The sequence below is a fragment of the Paenibacillus graminis genome, from assembly GCF_000758705.1.
Taxonomy (GTDB): domain Bacteria; phylum Bacillota; class Bacilli; order Paenibacillales; family Paenibacillaceae; genus Paenibacillus_AQ; species Paenibacillus_AQ graminis.
Window position 1 is genome coordinate 4,555,673 of sequence record NZ_CP009287.1, and the last position, 21,357, is coordinate 4,577,029.

At 48.6% G+C, this 21,357-nt stretch carries 16 protein-coding genes; 3 read left to right on the forward strand and 13 right to left on the reverse strand.

Features of this window, described 5'->3' with window-relative positions; all coding sequences use genetic code 11:
- Positions 1-4: 4 nt before the first annotated feature.
- The 3 genes from PGRAT_RS19515 to PGRAT_RS19520 form a co-directional block, all read right to left on the reverse strand.
- Positions 5-1,246 carry an insulinase family protein gene (locus tag PGRAT_RS19515; protein WP_025708179.1) on the reverse strand — a complete coding sequence of 414 codons (1,242 nt, stop codon included), beginning with the start codon at positions 1,244-1,246 and terminating at the stop codon, positions 5-7.
- Between the two features lie 92 nt (positions 1,247-1,338).
- Positions 1,339-1,554, reverse strand: a complete 216-nt coding sequence (locus tag PGRAT_RS33345) for a hypothetical protein (protein WP_155990527.1) — start codon at positions 1,552-1,554, stop codon at positions 1,339-1,341.
- Positions 1,555-1,618: 64 nt separating this feature from the next.
- On the reverse strand, positions 1,619-3,166 hold the full coding sequence (locus tag PGRAT_RS19520; protein WP_025708180.1) for a radical SAM/SPASM domain-containing protein: 1,548 nt from the start codon (positions 3,164-3,166) through the stop codon (positions 1,619-1,621).
- Between the two features lie 419 nt (positions 3,167-3,585).
- Here PGRAT_RS19520 and PGRAT_RS19525 point away from each other — a divergent pair, with 419 nt between their 5' ends.
- Positions 3,586-4,311, forward strand: coding sequence for a LytR/AlgR family response regulator transcription factor (locus tag PGRAT_RS19525; protein ID WP_025708181.1), 726 nt, complete (start codon positions 3,586-3,588; stop codon positions 4,309-4,311).
- A 640-nt stretch (positions 4,312-4,951) separates the two neighbouring features.
- Here the strand turns inward: PGRAT_RS19525 and mglC are convergent.
- The 9 genes from mglC to PGRAT_RS19575 form a co-directional block, all read right to left on the reverse strand.
- Positions 4,952-5,959: a galactose/methyl galactoside ABC transporter permease MglC gene (gene mglC, locus PGRAT_RS19530; RefSeq protein WP_025708391.1), complete on the reverse strand. Its 1,008-nt coding sequence runs from the start codon at positions 5,957-5,959 to the stop codon at positions 4,952-4,954.
- Between the two features lie 14 nt (positions 5,960-5,973).
- On the reverse strand, positions 5,974-7,485 hold the full coding sequence (locus PGRAT_RS19535) for a sugar ABC transporter ATP-binding protein (protein WP_025708392.1): 1,512 nt from the start codon (positions 7,483-7,485) through the stop codon (positions 5,974-5,976).
- Between the two features lie 124 nt (positions 7,486-7,609).
- The gene (locus PGRAT_RS19540; protein ID WP_025708393.1) at positions 7,610-8,689 is read right to left on the reverse strand and encodes a galactose ABC transporter substrate-binding protein; all 1,080 of its coding nucleotides are present in this window, start codon (positions 8,687-8,689) and stop codon (positions 7,610-7,612) included.
- A gap of 894 nt (positions 8,690-9,583) precedes the next feature.
- Positions 9,584-10,603 carry a substrate-binding domain-containing protein gene (locus PGRAT_RS19550; protein ID WP_025708395.1) on the reverse strand — a complete coding sequence of 340 codons (1,020 nt, stop codon included), beginning with the start codon at positions 10,601-10,603 and terminating at the stop codon, positions 9,584-9,586.
- Positions 10,600-12,423 carry a sensor histidine kinase gene (locus PGRAT_RS19555; protein WP_025708396.1) on the reverse strand — a complete coding sequence of 608 codons (1,824 nt, stop codon included), beginning with the start codon at positions 12,421-12,423 and terminating at the stop codon, positions 10,600-10,602. The genes PGRAT_RS19550 and PGRAT_RS19555 overlap by 4 nt, the downstream gene beginning before the upstream one ends.
- Before the next feature lie 3 nt (positions 12,424-12,426).
- On the reverse strand, positions 12,427-14,076 hold the full coding sequence (locus PGRAT_RS19560; protein WP_025708397.1) for a response regulator: 1,650 nt from the start codon (positions 14,074-14,076) through the stop codon (positions 12,427-12,429).
- A gap of 319 nt (positions 14,077-14,395) precedes the next feature.
- On the reverse strand, positions 14,396-14,860 hold the full coding sequence (locus PGRAT_RS19565; RefSeq protein WP_025708398.1) for a GNAT family N-acetyltransferase: 465 nt from the start codon (positions 14,858-14,860) through the stop codon (positions 14,396-14,398).
- Complete coding sequence (gene purT / locus PGRAT_RS19570) at positions 14,850-16,040, reverse strand: formate-dependent phosphoribosylglycinamide formyltransferase (RefSeq protein WP_025708399.1); 1,191 nt, start codon at positions 16,038-16,040, stop codon at positions 14,850-14,852. Before purT ends, PGRAT_RS19565 begins: the two co-directional genes overlap by 11 nt.
- Positions 16,041-16,187: 147 nt before the next feature.
- Positions 16,188-19,877 (reverse strand): dynamin family protein, encoded by a 3,690-nt coding sequence (locus tag PGRAT_RS19575; protein WP_156124073.1) that lies wholly within the window; start codon positions 19,875-19,877, stop codon positions 16,188-16,190.
- Positions 19,878-20,233: 356 nt separating this feature from the next.
- On the opposite strand from PGRAT_RS19575, the gene PGRAT_RS19580 reads away from it, so the two are divergent.
- Together PGRAT_RS19580 and PGRAT_RS19585 are read left to right on the forward strand one after the other, a co-directional pair.
- On the forward strand, positions 20,234-20,659 hold the full coding sequence (locus PGRAT_RS19580; protein ID WP_025703705.1) for an SRPBCC family protein: 426 nt from the start codon (positions 20,234-20,236) through the stop codon (positions 20,657-20,659).
- A 3-nt stretch (positions 20,660-20,662) separates the two neighbouring features.
- Positions 20,663-20,995: an ArsR/SmtB family transcription factor gene (locus PGRAT_RS19585; RefSeq protein ID WP_025703704.1), complete on the forward strand. Its 333-nt coding sequence runs from the start codon at positions 20,663-20,665 to the stop codon at positions 20,993-20,995.
- 86 nt (positions 20,996-21,081) lie between these two features.
- Here the strand turns inward: PGRAT_RS19585 and PGRAT_RS19590 are convergent, their stop codons facing one another.
- Positions 21,082-21,348, reverse strand: coding sequence for a hypothetical protein (locus PGRAT_RS19590; RefSeq protein WP_020432793.1), 267 nt, complete (start codon positions 21,346-21,348; stop codon positions 21,082-21,084).
- Positions 21,349-21,357: the final 9 nt, after the last annotated feature.

Genomic DNA, 21,357 nt, shown 5'->3' on the forward strand with positions numbered 1-21,357 from the left:
TCCTTTAAGTCGAAATTACTATTTTTGCAGATTCTTCTAGAATCCAATTTCTATAGTTGAGAATGTCTCCAATACTTATTTCATCCATTATTTCCTCTATATCCCTATAGTGCTCTCTAGTAATATGAATCGGCTCACCGTAAAAAAAGTGGGAGGATATATTCTGAAATAGTTGTTCTCTGCTTGATTTGTAGTACTCATTTAAAAATGGAATGATTCTTTTTTTCGACTCAACTAAGACTCGTTCTGTCAAGTTAGCTTTTTTCAAGTGATTAACAATACCATTAGCCAAAAGAGTGATTTTATCATCAACAAAAGAGAATTCCATGCTGAAAACAGCAAAGTAAAAATAATCACTTACATACTTATCCGAAACAGATAGATTATTTAAATAATTACAATATTCAGTTTTTTCTATATATTTTTCGATACAATTTTTAGATATAATTTCAAATAACATTCTAGTCAACTTTCTTTTCAAATTCACTGAAATATATGGTTTATGAAAATATATTTCTACTGTTTTTAGCTTAAAAGGATGATTAAGTTGTAGTAAGGATAATTCATCGTTTTTATTTATTATATTTCGCGAAATCTTTTTAATTTGAAAATTGAAGTATTTATTTTTGGTGTTTCTTCTTTTTTCAGGTTTAATAATAGGAATAATATCTTGTGATAGAATATTAGTAAAAAATACAATCCCTATATTATCCATATTATAAAAATCTTTAATGTATGATATTACATCATTAAAATGCAGTTTTTTAATTTCGTCTTCACTCCCAACTGGAAGGTTCTGCACTTGATTATTTGTAATATATGTTATAATTTCTCGTTGCCATTCCCACTGAGATTTTTTCGTCATACATTCATCAAGGATTTCTGTTTGAGACAATTTAAAAGTATCCTCAGTTACGATATCAGCATCCATAATAGTCCTCAAAAGTCGACTAAATATATAAATATTCTCTAGATGCGACTGAAAGGTAAACATCAAAACAGTTTGTCCGTAATTTGTATATCCAGTAGAACAAAATTTAATATTTTTATAGGTATGTTCGTAATTAGAAGAAATGTAATTCTCATAAGCTAAACATATGTGTTCTACTAAGTGCGCTACTCCATTTTTCCCGAGTGGCTCTTGTCCACAACCAGCTTGAACACATACAACTACCATAGTTTCTTCACAATCATCATTAACGATAAGTAATTTCCCATCACTAAAGCGAGATAATTGAGGATACATTGTTCTCTCCTTATTAAGAATAGTTAACGTTTATTAAGCTAAAAGGTGAGCTAACATTTATGTTAGATCACCTTTTTGAAATTTACCTATAATTAAGATCCATCATGGGCTGTAGTGGTATTACCTTCATTGTTGCCTTTAATATTGCTGTTGCAACCGCAACCACAATCAGGTACTCCCCACCACCAAGCGCTGTCTCCAGTATTATCATGTTGATTCGGGGTATCAACATTACAAATACAATTGCACTTATGAGCTGCTGTCACTGCGTCTCCTTGACTACGGAATAATGGATTAATGACTTTCATTGTTGTTCACCCCCTTTCCACTTATCAATTTATATTAATCCTCGGGTTTGAGGAAAAATATCATTTAGGTTATCACAATATCTTTTAAAAATTCTAGTTTCTCAGGACAATTCTCAAGCATAGTGTGATAGAGTACTAAATCTTTGAGGTGCACTCTCCTACGAAAATCACATTTTCTATTCTTCTCGGAAGAATCAAATTGGGATTCAGTGTAATTGTGAGCATAACATACAGAACATAATCTAATAGCCCAACAATCCTGACATTGTTCTATAGAACCGTTAGAATAATCTTCAACATAGTGCTTTTTCAGTGATGTAAAGTCAATTCCCTCCAAAATGTTCCCGATGGATGGTGAAAATCCAACACGCTCACAAACATATAATTGACCGGAAGTATTGACGTAAAGTCTACGTGCCCCTGGTATACAACAACCATTGAATGGATAAAGATCTTGAGGTTTGTCAGTAAGAAATCTCTTTTCTATACTAATTAAGGAACTCTCTATTCCTGTTGATGAAATATCATTAGTTTCATCCCTGATATAGGAACGGTTAAGGGCCCTTGATTCTAACCAAGTCCAAAGAGGGTCTAATAGTACAGGATTTATTTGATTTTCATCTCTTTTAATACTGGCGTTTGGAAGACTGCCTTCTGCTACATAGCCAATATTAATATTTGTGTTGGCTGGTAAGAATTCCAGACCTGAGAAGAAAGAGTTTATTTCATTTAATTTTTCATGTGAGTACGGTGGTGCAAACACTGCATTAATAGACAGTGAATTTTCACTGAGAGAAAAAGAGTCGCTCAACAATTCCAAGCCACGGAAGGCTTTTGAAAAACTTCCCTCTCCATTACTGTATCTTCTATATTCATTTTGAATATTTTCAGGTCCATCTAAACTGCACACAATCCCCAAACCCGGGACAGTTGCTAAGTAATTGGCAACTTCTTTGGTTACTAATGTTAAGTTTGTCGTTAGTGAAAAAGTGAGTTTCTTCCCTTTCAGGGTCTTTAAAGAATACTCAATCACCCACTTAAGTAGATCAAATTTCAAAAGAGGTTCCCCTCCATAAAAAGTAACGGCTATTCTATCTTTTGAGTGCATAGCTGCATAATCGACCGCTGCTTTGGCAATTTCAAAACTCATATCACTACTATTAAAGTCTCTATTTAAATCGCACTCTTCATTATAAATACAATAGCCACAACGTAAATTGCAGCGCCCCGTTAGTTCTAGAATAATTTGGGATAGTTCATTATTTACTTGTTCTTCTAGTAGCTCATTATGACCTGGTGTGTAAAGTCGATAAGGTTTATGCGCTCTGAATAAATGTTCATTGAGTACAGTTTGACAAAAATCATTAATTGCTGATATGGATATTTGCTCAATAGCCAATAAGCCTTCGGGAGTATTAACATTTACTAATTCAAATAAAGAATGCATAATTATTGAAGAATCCTTGTCCAGTTGCAACACTTTTCCTGTACCTGTATCGTAATAATATGTATTTGAAGCCGTTGTAAATAGTTTTCCTAGACGATGAATTCCATTATTTCTTTTTAATTCGAATAAACGTTCAATTTCTTCATGGTGTATTAACGAACTCATGCTTTTTCCCCCTTATCCCTAAATAAATTTCTTAAACAAACTAACCTTCTTACCTTCTGTACAAAAACTCCTTTTAAAAAAACAATAGAGGTATCTCTACGTAAATAAATCTCTGACTGGTATAAGCATTAGAGGTATTTTAAATTTTAATCATGGGATTTTTTTCACATAATGTCGTATGAATCCCACAACCACATCTATAATATACCATAAAAAAGATTTATTTGTTAAATTTAGGATGTATTAAGAAAATATAATGACGAACGACGACTTTCAAAAATTTATTACATATAATGTTAATAACATCATTTCCTTGATATATCTCCATTCAATGCGCTTCCATTTTTTTGTATTCACCAATTTTTTTCGATATAATAATACTTATATGGATCATAAAGGGATATATGGAGGTTGTTATAATGATGAACATAGCGATCTGTGATAATGATTATGATACTCATATGATTTTCAAGGATTTTTTTTCGAGGTATTTAATAGAGTCAACAGTCACATGTTTCGTACAATATTTCCCATCTGGTGAGGAATTACTTCGATACTACAGCATCCCAGGTCATTATAGTTTCCATTTAGTCTTTCTTGATGTGGAGATGAGCGGAATCAATGGCATTGAGACTGCTTTAAGGATTAGAGCAATGCGAGATTATAAGGTGCAGATTATTTTTATTTCAAATAATTCAGACCACATGCTAGAAAGTTTTTATGTACAACCGTATTATTATCAAATTAAACCTATTGTCTATAAAACATTTAAGTCGCTACTTGAAAGAGCCTTTGCTTTTATAAGTAATGTCATATGTCCAATAATAACTTTAAAAACAACCGATGGAGAACTAAGGATTAAACCCCATCAAATTATATACTTGGAAAAAACAAGTAAGACTGAGATAGAAATATACACATTAGATAATGTTTTTTACTCAAGGCTCACTTTAAATCAAATTATTGAAAGACTGGATACGAATTTTTGTCAAATACATAGATCAATCATTGTAAATACTAAATATGTACATAAATTCACTTATAGCACAGTAGTATTAATAAATAAAAAAATTCTCCCCTTAGGACGTTCCTACAAAAAAAAATTTGACTTTCATGTCCGTCAGGATTTTAATTACACAATATAAGGGCTCAACCTAAAAAATAGCGGTAATTGTTCAGGCGGAGTTTTATTCTCGCTTATCCAACAGGCCTCCCAGATAAGAACAGCATCATTCCGCCCGCACCTGCCCAAATTTACGCTGAATCCATTGGCAGCTTTGGATTTCGTCACGAATGGGTGACTCATCGGCTACAACCGCCTCTAATTGGATTAGTGGTACCTCAGGCCGGGATTTTGCCTCTGGTTTCCTTCAGGTCGCAACTCGCGGTGTACACCCTTGCTCTTGGCTACTGGTTAGGTAATACCAGCCCCCCCGTTCGGGACTTTTATCCAAGAGATAACGCCCATGCTGGGCGTATCATCAAAAAAAGGCGTTTGCGGATACCCCGCAAACGCTATTATACTGTTCCTCCCCGGCAAAGCGGGGAGGGAACTACCTTAGGTGATGCAAGTAGCGGAAGGGAGGTTTGGAGCTGTAGGAGCGAATGCATCCGCCTGAAAGCTTTCCGAAGGACAGCTCACATCGATGCATACACTGTCCTCGGATTCTGCCGCTGCCAGCAGTTCAAATCAGGAAATCCGAGAACAACAGCGGCTGGAAGCCTAAACACTACCTGCAGCCACGTCCTTATCACCTCAAGAGCATTTTCCCCTCATCACTTCGCTTACTTCTTCGACGAATATTTCCGCATATCAAACGATACCGCAGCGATGATGATCAGACCCTTGATAATCAATTGATAGTAAGGGCTGATGCCGATAAAGGTCAGGCCGTAGTTAATCAAGGTGAAGATAATAACACCGACGAGGACACCAGGTACGGTACCGATACCGCCTGTAGTGGATACGCCGCCGACTACGCAGGCTGCGATGGCGTCAAGTTCGTACATGTTGCCATAGTTGTTCGTGGCGCCGCCTGTCCGGGCAGCCTCAAGCACACCAGCCAGACCATAAAGAGCGCCGGCGATAGCATAGATGTAGATCAGGTTCTTGGATACATTGATCCCGGATACCTTGGCAGCCTGCATGTTGCCGCCGATGGCGTACATGTTTTTGCCCAGCTTGGTTTTGTTGAACAGCACCCAGACAATGGCCGCGACCACCAGAGCTATGATTACAATGTACGGTATCGAATATTGTCCGCTGCCTATGAAACCAGAGCCTATTTTGGTGAAGTCAGGACGCAGGCCGCCGATAGGCTGCGATTGGTTCGGGTCCATATCAAAGTACAGCGAGTTCAGACCGTAAACGATCAGCATCGTGCCCAGTGTGGCGATAAACGGCGGAACGTTAAGCTTGGAAACTATGATACCATTGATAAGACCGCAGAGGAGACCGGCAACGATGGCAATAAGAATGGGCAGCCATACCTGCACCTGAGGCATATCCGGGAAGAAACGGCGTGAATAATCCGGAATTTGCAGCATAGAGGCGGAGATAACGGCTGTGAAGCCTACAACGCGGCCCGCTGACAAGTCCGTACCGGCTGTGATTAGAATAAAGGCGACACCAAGGGCGATGATTACCCGGGTGGACGACTGAATTAGCACGTCGCGCAGGGTATTGATGGACATGAAGCTTGGCTCATAGATGATAATTCCTAGAATTAACAGTACCAATACGATATAGATCGCGTTCTGAGTGACAAAGGATTGAGCTTTTTTAACGTTCATTAGTAGTTTCCCCCTTAGTGCTGTGCGGCGAGACGCATAACTTCAGTTTCCGTAGCCTGCTCGCCTTCTAGTATTCCTGTTAGTCGGCCTTCCGACATGACCATCACGCGGTCGGACATCCCGAGCAGCTCCGGCATTTCGGACGAGATCATGATAATGCTTTTGCCCTGCTTCGCCAGATCGGCAATGATCGAATAGATCTCGAACTTGGCGCCGACGTCTATTCCGCGGGTGGGTTCATCCAGCAGAAGAACCTCAGGCTCGGTGAGCAGCCACCTGGCCAGCAGCACCTTTTGCTGGTTGCCGCCCGACAGATTCATGATCTGCGTCTTGGTCGTTGGTGTCTTAGTTCGCAGCTTTTCGATCATTTTATCGACTTCCACCTTCTTTTTTTGGCCGTCAAGCAGGAAATATGGGGTCTTGTAACGATCCAGATTGGCAATCGCACCGTTCTCATGAACCGACAACACCGGGAAAATACCGGTTACACGGCGCTCTTCGGTGAGCAGGGCCAGCCCGTGCTTTTTGGCATCCTGCGGCGATTGAATGTTGACCTTTTTACCGCCAATGGAGATGCTTCCGGATTTTATGGCCCGCAGGCCGAACAAGGCTTCAATAACCTCTGTCCGCTGTGCGCCGACCAGACCGCCAACGCCCAGAATTTCACCGCGTCTAAGCTCAAAGGACACATCCTTGAACGAGCGGGGCTCCGTCGATGTAAGCCCTTCCACTTTGAGAAAAACTTCACCTGGAACGTTATGACGTTCTGGGAACCGGTTAGTGAGGTCACGGCCGACCATTCTGGAGATAATCAGATCTGTTGTCAGCTCCGCCGAAGGCCAGGTGCCGATTTTTTTGCCGTCACGCATGATCGTCACTTCGTCGGAGATTTCAAGGATTTCTTCCATTTTGTGAGATATATAAATAATGGCTACGCCTCTTTTTTGCAGATCCCGGATAATCCGGAATAAATGCTCCACTTCGACGCTGGTCAGCGAGGAGGTTGGTTCATCCATTACGATGACACGGGAATGAAAAGAGACCGCTTTGGCGATTTCGATCGATTGGATTTTGGATACGGACAGCTTGCCCACCAAGGTTTCGGGATTCAGATCGATATCCAGATCCTTGAAAAGGTTTTCAGTGTCAGTAAACATTTTCTTGTGGTCGATGAACTGAAACGGTCCGAAGCCCTTCGTCGGAAAACGTCCCAGCCAGATATTCTCCATCACATTGCGGAACGGAACCGGATGCAGCTCCTGATGGATCATGGAGATTCCGTGCCCCAGAGCATCATTGGAATTCGTAATATTAGCCTTTTCACCATCCAGATAGATCTCACCGGCATCCGGTGAATAGATTCCAAACAGACATTTCATCAGTGTAGACTTGCCTGCGCCGTTTTCGCCCATAAGTGCATGGACCGAACCCGGCCTAACCTTAAGGCTGACGCCGTCCAGCGCCTTAACGCCGGGAAATTCTTTGGTGATATTGTTCATTTCCAGCAAAAATTCTGTTTTTGCCATGTTGATACGCCCCCTACGCTTTTTTTCTTTTTCCATGAGAGGCACAGCGGTTCTATCCTGCTCCCTACCCGTAAGGAATTCCGGGAAGCGGACCTTCCGCCCCCCGGCATTATTTAGTTCAAGCTTATTTTGCGTCAGCTACATTGTCTTTGGTGATTTTTTTGTAGGAAATCCATACATATTGGTTGTCGGTGATGTCAAAGCCTACATTTTCCTTGGTTGGGGCTTCGCCTTTGGCCAACAGCGCAGCCAGTGTAATCGCCGCTTTACCTTGGTTGTTGGCATCGTTCAGCACTGTACCGAGCATGGTTCCATCCTGCAGCGCCTGAACCGCCGGAGCCGTTGCGTCAACCCCTACAACCGGCATGTACTTATCACCTGTAAAATATCCGGCAGCTTTCAGAGCTTCGATCGCGCCGAGGGCCATATCATCGTTGTTGGCAAGAACGGCTTCAATTTTGTCGCCATGGGAGCCGAGGAAGGCTGCCATTTTTTCTTGGCCTTTGACGCGGTCCCACATTGCGGTATCTTCAGCCAGTTTCTCTACCTTGATACCGGCATCTTCGATCGCCTGGATGGAGTATGTGGTGCGCAGCTCAGCATCCTGATGTCCCGGTTCGCCTTTCAGCATTACATATTGGAGCACGCCGTCTTTGTTTTTGTCCGCTTCAGGGTGCGCCTTCCAGTAATCCACAATCAACTGGCCTGACATGGTGCCGGACTCTTCTGCTTTAGCGCCGACATAGTACACTTTGTCCCATTTCTTCATATCTTCCGGGAGCGGTTCGCGATTCAGGAACACCACTGGGATGTTTGCGGTTTTGGCTTTATCGATAATTACGCCTGCTGCCGTGCGGTCAACCGGGTTAATCAGCATGCCGTCGTATTTTTTTGTGATGAAGAGGTCCACCTTGTCGTTCTGTGTAGGCTGTGAGTTTTGGCTGTCTACGATGTCTACGGTAGCGATGTCTTTCGCAGCCGAGTCAATCGCGTTGCGGACACCGGTCATGAACGTGTCATCAAATTTGTAGATGGCCACGCCGACTTTAGGAGTTTTACCCGCAGCAGCACCGGAGTTGGTACTGCTGGTGGCTTCTGCAGCGTTGTCTTTTTTTCCTGTATCGGCATTATTGTTGCCGCCGCAGCCTGCCAAAGCCGCACCCAGCAAAGCACTGGCGAGTAAAACGGAAGTGATTTTTTTCATAATTATTTGACCTCCTGATAATGTTTCTTTTTAGTTGTATCCGGTATGTCCCGGGTACATTCTTATTATGCCCGAGGTGAAAGCGGTTGCGAATATAAAATACTCATCTGTTGTATGAAAATTCTCATATACTGAAAAGAACAAAACGGCTGCCCCCCCCTTCACTGGGTAACGCAGCTGTTGTGGATTTCAGTTTAGCGTTTGCCTGGAGAACCCTTCATGAACCGCGGCAATTCCAAGTGGAAAATGGATCACTAATTGCCCCGGCACTACCGATCTTTGCTCCCTAAGTTGGAAAAAGGATCACTAATTCAGCACATTTTGCTTCTGAATCAGTAAAATCACCCAATTAAGTTTCCTTTTTCCACCTAAATCTCCGATTTGTTGATTTTGAAGAGAAATAAGTTCCCTTTTTCCACTTATTGATTGTTCACCGACGGCTTCGCCGCCCTTTTAAGGGCCTATGCTTCGGAAGCAGCGATACAGAGTATCGCTTTCAGGTATCGTTTCAGTGAGAAATGGAAGGATAAAGGATATTGTGCAACATATACTTTCTTATATTTGCGCAAAAAAAAGGCCAAGCAGTACGACGAGGCCGACAAGAAGCGCCGTCATAACAGCCCAAGCCCATTTCTGGTTTGGAGATGGCCGGGTTGGCTTTCCTTTGAGAGCGGGCAGCAGCAGACCTGCCCAAACCCAACGGGTACAATTCCCAACCTGAAGTTGATTCTGTGCCAAGGCAGAATTGGTCAGTACATTGAGCAGCAGCAGAGAGTTGGCCCCGAGAGCGGTTCCCCACAGAAGGGCGCTTATGGACTGGCGGTTTGCCGCCCGGGCCGGTGCGGTTTTTCTCCACAGCCGGAGCCAAAACAGTTAATAGGACGATGACGTAAGTTATCTTACAAACGGAAACAGCAGCTTTTGATTCTCCGGCCACAGCATATTATCCAGGTCAATCAGCTTCGTTCCGGTATCTACGCGCTCCGGCACATCCATGCCTTCCGTGGCTTCTACCGCGTATTTGACCGCTAAATATCCGTTATTGAAGGGATTCTGAATCACTGTGGCCTGAACTGTACCGTCTTGCAGCAACTCCAGCATGGAAGGCGAACTGTCAAAGGCCACCATCTTCAGCGGACTGAGGCCCAATTCCTGAACGACTTTGCCCGCACCCTGCGAAGCCGTTTCATTCAGTGTGGCAATCCCGCGAAGATTGGGATGGTTAAGCAGCATGTCCCGGGTCAGCTGTTCGGCATCGGCAGTGTTGGAGGAGGTATAAGAAATCTGCACAACCTCAACATTGGGAAAACGCGCAGCATAGTTGAGAAACCCCTTTTCCCGTTCATCTGCATCCCGCGCACCGTAATCAATCGTCCCCGTCGAACTGGTCTGACCGCTTGTGGAATTGGTAAAATTGATGATTCCGATTTCCCCATATCCGTTCAAAAGATCAATCAGTCTTTCTGCGGATTTTTGCCCCGCTTCATAGCTGTTTGAGCCCACATAGGTTTTCACCTTGGCCGAACCCACCTCCGCATCGACTGAAATCACCGGAATCCTGTAGTATTCCGCCTGATCCACAACCTGTGCAAGCCCCATATAGCTGCTGGCTGCAAGGATGATCACATCGGCCTTTTGCTTAATGGACTCTTCCACCATGGTAATCTGTTCATCAATGTCGCTCTCCGAATCCGGCGCCTTGAACGTCAGCTTCACATTGAACTCCTTGGCGGCGGCTTCCGCACCGAGCTTCACTGTATTCCAGTAATCGCCCCGGTTCATTTTTACAATCATATGGACATTGTGTGTTTTATTCGTGCTGATGTATGCCGGAGAGGTGCCCAGACAGGAAGTAACCGCAAGCCCCAACACCGCGCACAGCAGCAGCACAAGCCCTAAGCGCAAGCTTTTCATTGTATGGATTCCTCCATTCCATCTTCCGGCCCTTCTCCGGCTGTGACCGCAGGAAAGCAAATGGTCACTGTAGTTCCTTCTTCAAGCTCACTCTCAAAAGCAAGTCCGTATTCCCGCCCGTAGACCAGTCCGATCCGTTCATTCACGTTCCGAACGCCTACACCTGAACCGCTGCTGCTCTTGCCGCCGCCGCTCAATAGGGTACCCAGCGTCTCCTTGCTCATGCCAAGTCCGTTATCGCTGACCCGGATGACAATCAGACCCTCCTGCAGCCCGGCGGTAATAGTAATCAGACCCTCATCCGGCAGCATTTCGATGCCATGGTAGAGGGCATTCTCCACAATCGGCTGCAGAATCAGCTTAATCGTCTGGCAGGCCAGCACTTCGTCCTCAGCCCGAATCTCATAACGGAATTTATTTTTGAAGCGGAAGCTCTGAATGACCAGATAATGCCGGATATGATCCAGCTCCTCCTGCATAGTGATCATATTCTTCCCTTTGCTTAGGCTGATGCGGAAAAATTTCGACAGCGATTGAATCATCGTCACCACCTCATCCGTTTTGCCGCGTTCTGCCAGCCGGATGACCGAATTCAGCGTGTTGTACAGAAAATGGGGGTTGATCTGCGACTGAAGGACTTCAAGCTCCCCCTTACGTTTGGTTTCCTGCTCGTAGATAATCTGGTCCATCAGCTGTCTGATCCGCTGCAGCATCATGTTGAAACGCCGCGACAGCTGCTCCACCTCATAAGCGCCGCTGACATTGATCGGCGTATTGAGGTCCCCCTCCCCTACCTGCTTGACGGTACGCTCCAGCTTGCGGATGGGACTGGCAATCAGCCAGGAGAGGAGAATGGACAATACGATCACACCTATAATCACGACGCCCAGAAACCAGGCCAAAAAATGGTTCAGGTCACGTTTGGTGGTCACAATCTCATCGTAATAAGCCACACCTACAATCTTCCATCCTGTCAAATCCAGGGTGCGTACCGTAATAAAACGTTTCTCTCCTGTCGATTCGTCCAGGTAGCTGCGGTATTCATACTCCAGCACAGGCTCCACATTCTCATACTTCAGTCCGGCATAGATCAGCTGCTGCTGCGGATGATAGACAATATTGCCTAACGGGTCAAGGATGTAAGCGTAACCCCTTTTACCCAGCTTAACCTGTCTGCTGAGCTCATCAATGGTGCGGAAGTTGAAATCAATCAGCAGAATCCCTTTCCTGATTTGCCCGTTTTCTCTGTACTCAATCATTTTGCTGATCGAGACCACCCAGGTATAGCGTCCTTTGAACAAATTCTGGATATGGGGAGCGGAATAGGAAATTTCAGGGTTTTTGATCGCCGAGGTGAACCAGCTCTGACTCTGCAGCTGGGTGTTCAGCCGCATGTGCTGGCCAGGGGTACCGACAACATATTTTCCCTGGGGAGTGAATACCGCTACTGAAACCAGGTCCTCACGGCTGCTCATCAGTGTATCCATCCGTTCCCCAAGCAGGGGGGAGTCAATGGACGGACTGGATGTAAGCTGCTCCTCCGCGGTTGCAAAGATATTCGCCATCCCTTTGACATACAGCTCCAGGTTGTAATTCACCTGCTCAATGATCTGCTGCATGTTCATATTGGCATTCTCTTCGGCCGTTGTGGCAAATTTGTTGTACAGCATAAAACTGACGATCACTGCAACGAGCACTGTGACCGCCGTAAAGGTTAAGGTTATGATGAGCTGAATACTCCGCAGCTTGGAGGGCAAGCGGAACTTGCCTCTGCGCGGCTGCGGGCGGTGCGGAAAAAAATAAGGCTTCGGCTTGTTCATGGCTTATCCTCCCCGGGAGCTGTTTTTGTACTCTTTGGGTGATTGTCCATATTTCTTGCGGAAGCAGAAGCTGAAATAGTTCGGGTCGGCAAAGCCGATGCGTTCGGCGATTTCAAACGCCTTCAGTTCAGTCGACCGCAGCAGCTCCTTGGCGGCTTCAAGACGAATCTGCAGCAGATAGCTGACAAAGGTCATCTTCATTTCTTTTTTAAAAATGCTGCTGAAATAGCCTGTGCTGATGTGCAAATGCTGGCAGACTCTGCCGATGGAAATATCAGATTCCTCATAATGGCTGCGGATATAGTCCTTGGCCTGATCAATGAGCTGCTTGTAGCTGGACTGCCGTTCCATTGCAATAGAGTCCATCAGCCGGCTGCATACCCCAATAATCCACTCTTTAGCTTCACCCATATTGTTGAACTTATGAATCTCTGACAGGGAAGAAAACCCTAAGCCCGGATAATCGTTTAACTCACTGCCCGACTCCTTGGCTACCCGCAGAATCGTAGTGATGACCTCCAGCAGGAAAATCTGGTATTCCTGTGTGCTTACCTGAGCCGCATCCAATCCGCCAAACAGCTCGTCCACAACCTCCTTCAGTTCCTGAAGGGTGCCCAGCTTAATCGTGCGGATCAGCGACTGCTGGGTCAACTCGTCATAGGCGAGCATTCGTCCTACCCGGGATTCCACATCTTCAATCCAGATGACCCTATTGTTCCCAAGGATCAGCCGGTAATCAAGCGCCTGCAGCGCATCATTGAAGGAGTGGGACAAAAGTGACGGAGAATGGCAAGCCGTACCGAAACCCGCGGTTACCGTCAGTTTAAGAAAACGCTGGACATTCTGGCGGATTTCTTCGAGGGTGGCATACGTCCTGCCGGTAATGGATGCCTCATCCTTCTCTTCGCTTACCGAGAGCAGCACCACATTATCCCGGTGGATAAATACTTTACCGAAGCTGTGCTTCTGGCATATTTCCTCGGCAATATTCAGCACGGCGAAGAGCTGCAGATTACGGTCTCCGGTGTCCCTGAGCGATACCGGTCCGCTGCCGGCAGTACCTGTTCCTCCGCCTTCACGGATATAATCGACACTGATTACGGATGCCTGAAACAGTTCGCCGCTAAGATGGATTCCGTATTCCGCACTCTTCTCGGCAATTTCCTCCGGCCGGAGCCTGCGGGAAACCAGGGAGGAAAGGAACTGCTCACGTAGCACTGGCAGGCTTTTGCGGTAATGCTCACTGAGCACGAATACATTCTCCTTCTCGGCAATCTCAGCCTCGATCGCGGACCTTACCTTAAGCAGAACGTCAATCAGCTCCTGTGCAGAAAACGGTTTCAAAATATATTCATCAATTTGCAGCTTGATGGCCTTCTGGGCATATTCGAATTCATCGTAGCCGGTCAGTATAATAATCTTCGTATTGGGATGACGGCTGCGGATCCACTCGGCCAGCTGCAGCCCGTTCATAAATGGCATCTGAATATCGGTAACGACCACATCCGGCAGCAGCCGGTCAATGGAATCCGCGGCTTCCCGTCCGTTCTCTGCCTGATCCACAACCTCAAACCCGTACTGTTCCCAGTCGATTTGCGCGATTATCCCTTCTCTTACATCTTCTTCGTCTTCGGCAAGTATCAATTTATACATACTTCATCCCTCTTTGAATCAGGTTTAGGTCATACTACAACCATTCTAGCTGATTCGAACGGCTCAATCTATGGTTAAGTTAAGGAAGTGGCTGGGATAAGGAAATACATAAAATTCCCGTCAGGACCGCATACTAAGGGCGGAACGGGTGAATAAGGCCTTGGAGGTTACAAAGTCCGCATTTGTTGTACAAGACGCAGGATGCTTCTTTTTGATGTCAAACTTCTAGATGTCCACATTTTTTTCATTGCAAAATTTCCTATGCATAAAAAAAACCATCCCGCTTGACCCGGGATGGGGATGATTGGCGCATATAGGCCTATAACAATGATTTGTTGAAACGGTAACCGGTTGTTTTTTCGAACCCGATATGACGGTAAAAAGCATGTGCCGGCGCACGCTCCACACGGTTGCCGCTTCTCAGGAAGAGCTGGCAGCATCCCTGCTGGCGGGCCCATTCCTCTGCTGCGGACACCAGTCTTTTGCCAAGGCCGTTGCCTCTGAGCTCCTCTGCTACAATCAGTGCGGTAATTTCCGTAATACAATCTGCATGTTTGTAATACGATCTTACCTTCCGTAGTCCAACCATTCCCACAACTTCATTATCCAGTTCTGCAACAAGTGTGCAATGGAACGGATCCGTCTCCATGTCTTCCATTCTTTCTTTCATCACGCTAAGCGTTGTCGGATAGCCGAATTCCCGCAAAAGGGCTGTGACTCTCTCCAGATCATTTAAGCCGCATTTGCGAATTTGCAGTACCTGCTCCTGAGTACTACTGTTCATCCTCAATAACCTCCACTTTTAGCATAGACGCCGCCTGCTTGGCTGCTGTCCGCGCGATCTCCACATCTTCCGCTGCACTTAATGCTACGGCCATCCGCCGTCCAGGACGGATCTCCGGTTTGCCGAACACTCTAACCTGCGTACGGGGAAGCGCCAGCGCTTCGCCAATACCGGTCACCCGAAAAGCTTGTCCGGCTGTTTCTGCCTTCAATGTTGCTGATGCGCCCGGTGACAGCAAATGCACCGGGTCGAGCGGAAATCCAAGAATGGCTCTGACATGCAGAGCAAATTCCGATAAATCCTGTGTAACCATGGTAACCATACCGGTATCATGCGGTCTCGGCGAAACTTCGCTGAACAACACCCCATGATCCGTAAGAAACAGCTCCACTCCAAAAATTCCAAATCCGCCAAGCTGATCCGTTACTGCCCGGGCAATGCCTTCAGCCTCAGCCAGTTGAGCTGCGCTCATGTGATGGGGCTGCCAGGATTCCACATAATCGCCGTCCTTCTGGATATGGCCGATGGGAGGACAGAATACTGTTCCGCTGACCGAACGTACAGTCAAGAGTGTGATTTCACTTTCAAAAGTGACAAAAGCTTCCACGATCACCCTTGTTCCTTTGGCGCGTGCACCTTCAAGCGCTGTGTTCCAGCAGCTCTCCGCATCCTCTGGTTTCCTGCAGATACTCTGCCCTTTGCCTGAAGAGCTCATAATCGGCTTAATCACGCAAGGGGTGCCCAGGATTTCTACGGCCTGGCGCAGCTCGTCCAGACTATCGGCAAAGCGGTAGTCTGCCGTCGGTAAACCGAGTTCCTCGGCGGCCAGCCGGCGGATGCCTTCCCGGTCCATGGTCAGCCGGGCCGCACGGGCGGTGGGAACCACGAGGAATCCTTCTTCCTCCAGCTCCTGCAGCGCATGTGTGGCGATAGCTTCAATCTCCGGTACGATCAGATCCGGCTTCTCGGCACGAATTAGCTTCTTCAGCGCTTCGGCATCGAGCATATCAATAACATGGGAACGATGGGCCACTCCCATCGCCGGTGCATCTGCATAACGGTCCACAGCTACGGTCTCTACGCCAAGGCGCTGAGCTTCGATAATGACTTCCTTACCCAATTCCCCGCTGCCCAAGAGCAGCAGCTTACGGCTCTGGGATGAAAAAGGAGCTCCCCACATTGTCGATTCCAACCTCTTTCAGCAATTTGACTGCTCTGTTCTATTTTTCTGTAAATAAAGCAGTTCTAATTGTAAATTTTCAGGCTCCTTTATTTTCTTCCATCATCCGTCAGAATGCAAGTGTTCTTCGACATTTTCCTACAACCTTCACAGATCATTGTCCACGAGATTGTCGAAAGCTCCTTCCAGTTGCAGCAATTCTCTGCTGAGTCTGTGCCAGTGCTCTGCAGAATCACCCCCTTTCAGGAGCTCTGTGATCGCCGCTTCCCGTTCAGACAGACTCTCGCGCAGTGCATCCCCCGCGCGTGATAATGCAGCTTCCACACTGCTTGCATAGAAATCGAGTAGAAAGGCCTCCAGTGCTTCAGCTGCCCCTGCAACGGACTCCTTCATCCAAGGCTCTGCCGCTGCTCTGACCTCATTCCGTCCTGCCCCTTCGAAGAAGTGGCGCGGCGATTTGAAGCGGCTCCAGAGCGCCGGCCAATCCAGCGGGTCCAGCCTGCATTCCAGCTTGGCCGGCGAAGGCCAGAGTTCCTTGTCGTTCTGCAGGAACTGCAGCTCCTCTGCGGGGATGGACAGTTCTTCTGCCGCAGCGGCCGCTGCCGCATGCGCAAGCCGCCGTCCGGCCGCCTCCAGCCGCAGCGTGGTAGCCCACAGCTCCTGCTCCAGCTCACGCTGGACCGACCGTTCCAGCTCTCTTCCACAAGCTGTGAAGATTTCTTTCAGATTCCCGCCATCCTCGCGGAGCAGCGAAGGATGGAAGGACTCCTGGAAGAAACGGCCGAAAGCAAAGGAAATCCGCTGGCGGACATGATACAGCAATTCTTCGCCTTCCCGGCGCAAGTCCCGGCGCGGCCGCTCCTCTTCTGTCAGCAGGCGCAGCCGCTGCTCTGCCAGGCGGCGCTGGTCCTGCAGCTCCCGCATTTGCGCTTCACGCTGTCCGGCCGCCTGGCGGGCCTTCTCCTGCCACTCCTCTGTCCGGCGGCGGACGGAGCTGAGGCTGTCTTTGGCTGCGGCCAGAGACAGCCGCGGCAGCTCCCCGCCGGCAAAATCCGCCAGCGCCTGCTCAAAGCTGCTGAACCGGGAAGCCTCATACAGCTCCCGGTTGCCGGCCGTTTTGCCTTCCAGTGCAAGCAGGCTGGAGAGAGAGTACATTTGCGGCTTCATCAAACCGCCGGCCCGCAAATTCTGTGCAACATGCTGATGAACCTCCTGCAGCTCTTCTTCATCCAAGGCCAGATCGGAGGCATTGATGATAAAAAACATTTTATCCAGCGCGAAGCTGTCTTTGATCCGCCCCAGCTGGGCCAGCAGACCCCGGTCCGCCTTGGAGAAGGCATGATTGTAATAGGTTACAAAACATATCGCATCCGCATTCTTCATGTAACCAAAGGTTACTCCGGTATGACGCGCATGGAGGGAGTCCGCCCCAGGGGTATCGACCAGCACAATCCCGCTGGCAGTCAGGGGGCAGTCGTAATAGAGATCAATCCCCTGGATGAAGCAGGCCCGGGTCTCTTCGGCGACCAGGGTCCGGTATTCCTGCAGATCGACGGTACGCACCGTGCCAAGCAGAGCTTCTGCCTCCTGCCAGCCTGCGGCTGCGGCACGCAGAAAACCGGCATGCGGCAGTGCCGAGGGGTGAAGTCCGCCGACCAGCAGATCCACGACCGCAGCGGTCCAGGTCTCCGGCTGCGGAGCGGCCAGCTGCAGCACGCTGAAGGAATGGAGGATGTCTTCCCAGAAATCCTCCCTGCTTTTCATGGTGACCACCGCGCTGGCGTGACGGAAGTCCCCTTCCGGCGCCAATATGCGGCCCACCGCCGCTGTGGCGGGATGCGGCGACACAGGCAGCACTTCTTCGCCCAGCAGGGCATTGGCAAAGGAGGACTTTCCGGCGCTGAATGCTCCGAACAGCGCCAGGGTGAAGCGGCCGCCGGCGAGATCCGCCGCCCGCGCCGCCAGGCTGCGCGCAGCGGAGGCCATGGCCGGCTCGCGGCGCAGCAGCTCCGCCGCAGCGTCCAGCGCCGCTGCGGCCTGCCCAAGCCGGCGGCGCCCGCCCGCCGGCGAAGCCGTCCCCGCCGCCAGGCCGGCGGCGGGGTTTCCAGCCGCAGCCTGGCGCAGCGGCTGGGGCTTGCGCGGCGCGGCGCTGAGCGCGCCTGCCCGCGGGGTAACCCTCACCTCCGGCAGCGTGCCGGGGGTGAGGGTGCGGCGCGGCGGAAGCTGCGCCGCGAGTTCTGCCGCGCGGGCATCCGCCGCGCGGTCAAGGGCGGCCAGCGCGGCCAAAGCGCGCGCCTGCCGCTGCAAGGCGGCCTCGCGGCGCGCCAGCTCCGCGCGCTGCCCGTCAACGAGCGGCGGCAGCTTCGCCAGCAGCTCATCGCCAACGCCCAGCGCAGCGCGGCGGAACTGCGCCTTCATTTCAGCCGCAAGCGTGCGGCAGAAATTAAGCAGCGCCTCCCCGCTGAAGCCGGTTCCCGGCTTGACGGCAGCCGCCAGCTCCGCGGGGCTGACCGCCGGGAACGCCTGCTTAAGTGCCGTCTCCGCCGCCTCATCCCAGACGCCGAGGCCTTCTCCCCATTGCCGTACCAGCTGGAGCAAATGCCACTCCAGCTGGGCGGCAATCTCCCGGGTCTGCAGCGTGTGCCAGGCGGCAAGCCGTTTCTGCTGCTCCTTCTCCCGCTTTGCTGCCGTGAAGAGCAGTCCCTTCCGGAAGCCGGGACTGACACTTTCAGCATAGGCTCCGGCTGCTTCCCGGACCTCTGCCGGCATCAGGCTGCTGTTCCCCAGCAGCGCATCCACACCGGCGCGCAGATTCAAGCGCGCCTCCTCACCAAGCCCGTCAAGACTTACCAGCGCCTCCGCACACTTCTGAAGCTCCTGTTCTACGTAATCCCGTTCTGCCGCTCCCGCTTCCTCGACCAGACGCTCTCTTTCCTCACTCTGCTCTTCCCTGTAAGCTCCCAGAGCTGCATCTGCGGTATGGTAGAGAGAGCGGGACAGGCTGTATTCCAGCAGCTCCTCCCGTTGTTTCAGAAGGCTGTCAATCAGGCCCAGCAGATGTTCCCATTGATTCAGAGGATGCTCCTGTACCTTAAGGGAAGTAAAAAGAATGCCCGCCGGATGAATCCCCCAATGTCCGAAAGCGCTTTCCAGTTGCTGGCGGTACAACTCGATGGTAATCTCCTGTTCACGGTGTTTATCAATCTGATTGATAATGAGATACAGCGGTTTTCCCCATTCACTTAGAGCTTTGGCAAAGGCGAGATTATTCTCGGACTGCACATGATTGTAATCCATTACATAAAAAACGACATCAGCCAGATGGAGCGCCGAATGCGTTGCCGCCTGATGTCCGCTATCGGTGGAATCCACGCCTGGGGTATCCATCAGAACCCCGTGGCTCCCCAAGAGCGGGACATTCTCCCACACGGAAATCGCGGAATATTCCCCGCCTTTGCGGCAAAAATCCTGGAGCTGCTCCGGCGTTGTCTCCCAGGGTTCCGGCTTAGCTTCGGTCTCAAGTGTACGCGGATAGACAAGAACGCGGGGGGACCCGCTGCGGATGGATACGATATTGGCACTGGTTGGAACCGGACCTGACGGCAGGACAGGTTTGCCGCACAGCTGATTAATCATACTCGACTTTCCTGCCGAGAAATGGCCGCAAAAAGCAAACGTCAGCTCACCGGCAGCTGCTTTTGTCTCCAAATCTGTGATAATTTGCACTGCAGCGGAGTCTCCCCACTGTTCCAAAAGCATTCTAAGCCCAAGGTAAGGCTGCTCTTTCAAAATCTCATTCGGTATTTCACCCCGACCCGTTCCCACATTAACTCCCACTTTCGCAGCCTCCAGTATCGTGCGTATGACAAGAATAGAATAATTACATTTTATCACCAGTTTGCCACAATTCAAATCAGAACTATTTACAAAATCCCCTATAATCCTTTACGAATCTCGCCAATCCGGTAAACCCCTTACAAAACTGCGGATTACCTCACTTGTTTCTTCGGGCAAAGCGGGAGAATGTACTAAGTTTGCAGAGCAATATTTCTAACCTGTTTATAATTTGGGTCGTTGTGCGGAACGATAAACGAAAAAAGTGATGAGTATGTAAATCCAATTGCAATATAACACCTTTTGGTGTTATTATAAAAACGAAACCAAAAGGTGTTATAAAAATCAGGAGGTCGCTCATGCATACTGAAGAAACATTGCCCGAAATCCGTAAAACTCTAGTCCTTAATGCTCCCATCGATAAAGTATGGAAGGCTGTTGCCACTTCCGGGGGCCTTGCCGCCTGGTGGATGGACAACACCTTTCAGCCCGTCTTAGGCCAGGAGTTTATTCTCCGGTCCGGACAATTTGGCGATTCTCCTTGCAAAGTCACCGAACTTGAGCCGCCTCACCGGCTGGGCTTCGATTGGGGGAAAGACTGGCATCTCGCTTTTGAGTTGAAAGAGCTGGAGAACCATCAGACAGAATTCACTCTGATTCATTCCGGCTGGGATGAAACAAAGGTCACTGAATTCGGACAACCCCATTCGGTTATCCGCGGCATCATGAACGGGGGCTGGGAAAAAATCGTCAATCAAAGTCTTGTGCATTATGTTGAGGCTTAAACAGTGTCTGCCCCCGCACTCAAACATGATGTATTCCAGGCGGTTGCCGATCCGACACGCCGCAGCCTATTAAAACTGCTCGCCCATCAAGAAATGCCGATTGTAGCCCTCTCGGAGAATTTCCCTCTGTCGCGAACTGCTATTAACAAACATCTGCATATCTTGTCGGGTGCAGGTCTTGTCAGCTCACGGCGGGTAGGCCGGGAGACCAGGTACAGGTTTCAGCCAGAGCCGCTCACTGAACTAAGAGACTGGCTGGACTTCTTTGAGACATACTGGGACGACAGATTGTCACTCCTGAAGGAATTCGTAGAGGTTAAACCTGATCCGCAATGAAAGCTTGAAGCAGAAAAAGCCGGCCCAAGGGCCGGCTTTTTCTCATCACATATCGCTGCTTCCAATTCTTCAGCTAAGCTGAACAATCAGGCAGTTTCCAGAACAGGCAGCAAAATTTCGAATACTTTGCCATGCTGAAGAATCGTCAGACCACGGGACTTGTCTCTCATCACTACAACTTCAGGTTTTTGAGACATACGTTCCAGATAGTGCTCAGGCACATCGCCGGAGTGGCTGATCGTGATGCCTTCCACTTCCTGCTCTTCATTTTCCTCCAGCGGACTTTCAACTACACGTTCGAAAATATCGGAAAAAGCTTCAAAATTATCGGTATATACAGAAATGCACTTCATCTCTATCCC

What these genes read in the sequence shown, in the direction of transcription:
- PGRAT_RS19515 (WP_025708179.1), bottom strand. Translation starts at nt 1,246, where the DNA reads ATGTATCCTCAATTATCTCGCTTTAGTGATGGGAAATTACTTATCGTT.
- PGRAT_RS33345 (WP_155990527.1), bottom strand. Translation starts at nt 1,554, where the DNA reads ATGAAAGTCATTAATCCATTATTCCGTAGTCAAGGAGACGCAGTGACA.
- PGRAT_RS19520 (WP_025708180.1), bottom strand. Translation starts at nt 3,166, where the DNA reads ATGAGTTCGTTAATACACCATGAAGAAATTGAACGTTTATTCGAATTA.
- PGRAT_RS19525 (WP_025708181.1), top strand. Translation starts at nt 3,586, where the DNA reads ATGATGAACATAGCGATCTGTGATAATGATTATGATACTCATATGATT.
- mglC (WP_025708391.1), bottom strand. Translation starts at nt 5,959, where the DNA reads ATGAACGTTAAAAAAGCTCAATCCTTTGTCACTCAGAACGCGATCTAT.
- PGRAT_RS19535 (WP_025708392.1), bottom strand. Translation starts at nt 7,485, where the DNA reads ATGGCAAAAACAGAATTTTTGCTGGAAATGAACAATATCACCAAAGAA.
- PGRAT_RS19540 (WP_025708393.1), bottom strand. Translation starts at nt 8,689, where the DNA reads ATGAAAAAAATCACTTCCGTTTTACTCGCCAGTGCTTTGCTGGGTGCG.
- PGRAT_RS19550 (WP_025708395.1), bottom strand. Translation starts at nt 10,603, where the DNA reads ATGAAAAGCTTGCGCTTAGGGCTTGTGCTGCTGCTGTGCGCGGTGTTG.
- PGRAT_RS19555 (WP_025708396.1), bottom strand. Translation starts at nt 12,423, where the DNA reads ATGAACAAGCCGAAGCCTTATTTTTTTCCGCACCGCCCGCAGCCGCGC.
- PGRAT_RS19560 (WP_025708397.1), bottom strand. Translation starts at nt 14,076, where the DNA reads ATGTATAAATTGATACTTGCCGAAGACGAAGAAGATGTAAGAGAAGGG.
- PGRAT_RS19565 (WP_025708398.1), bottom strand. Translation starts at nt 14,860, where the DNA reads ATGAACAGTAGTACTCAGGAGCAGGTACTGCAAATTCGCAAATGCGGC.
- purT (WP_025708399.1), bottom strand. Translation starts at nt 16,040, where the DNA reads ATGTGGGGAGCTCCTTTTTCATCCCAGAGCCGTAAGCTGCTGCTCTTG.
- PGRAT_RS19580 (WP_025703705.1), top strand. Translation starts at nt 20,234, where the DNA reads ATGCATACTGAAGAAACATTGCCCGAAATCCGTAAAACTCTAGTCCTT.
- PGRAT_RS19590 (WP_020432793.1), bottom strand. Translation starts at nt 21,348, where the DNA reads ATGAAGTGCATTTCTGTATATACCGATAATTTTGAAGCTTTTTCCGAT.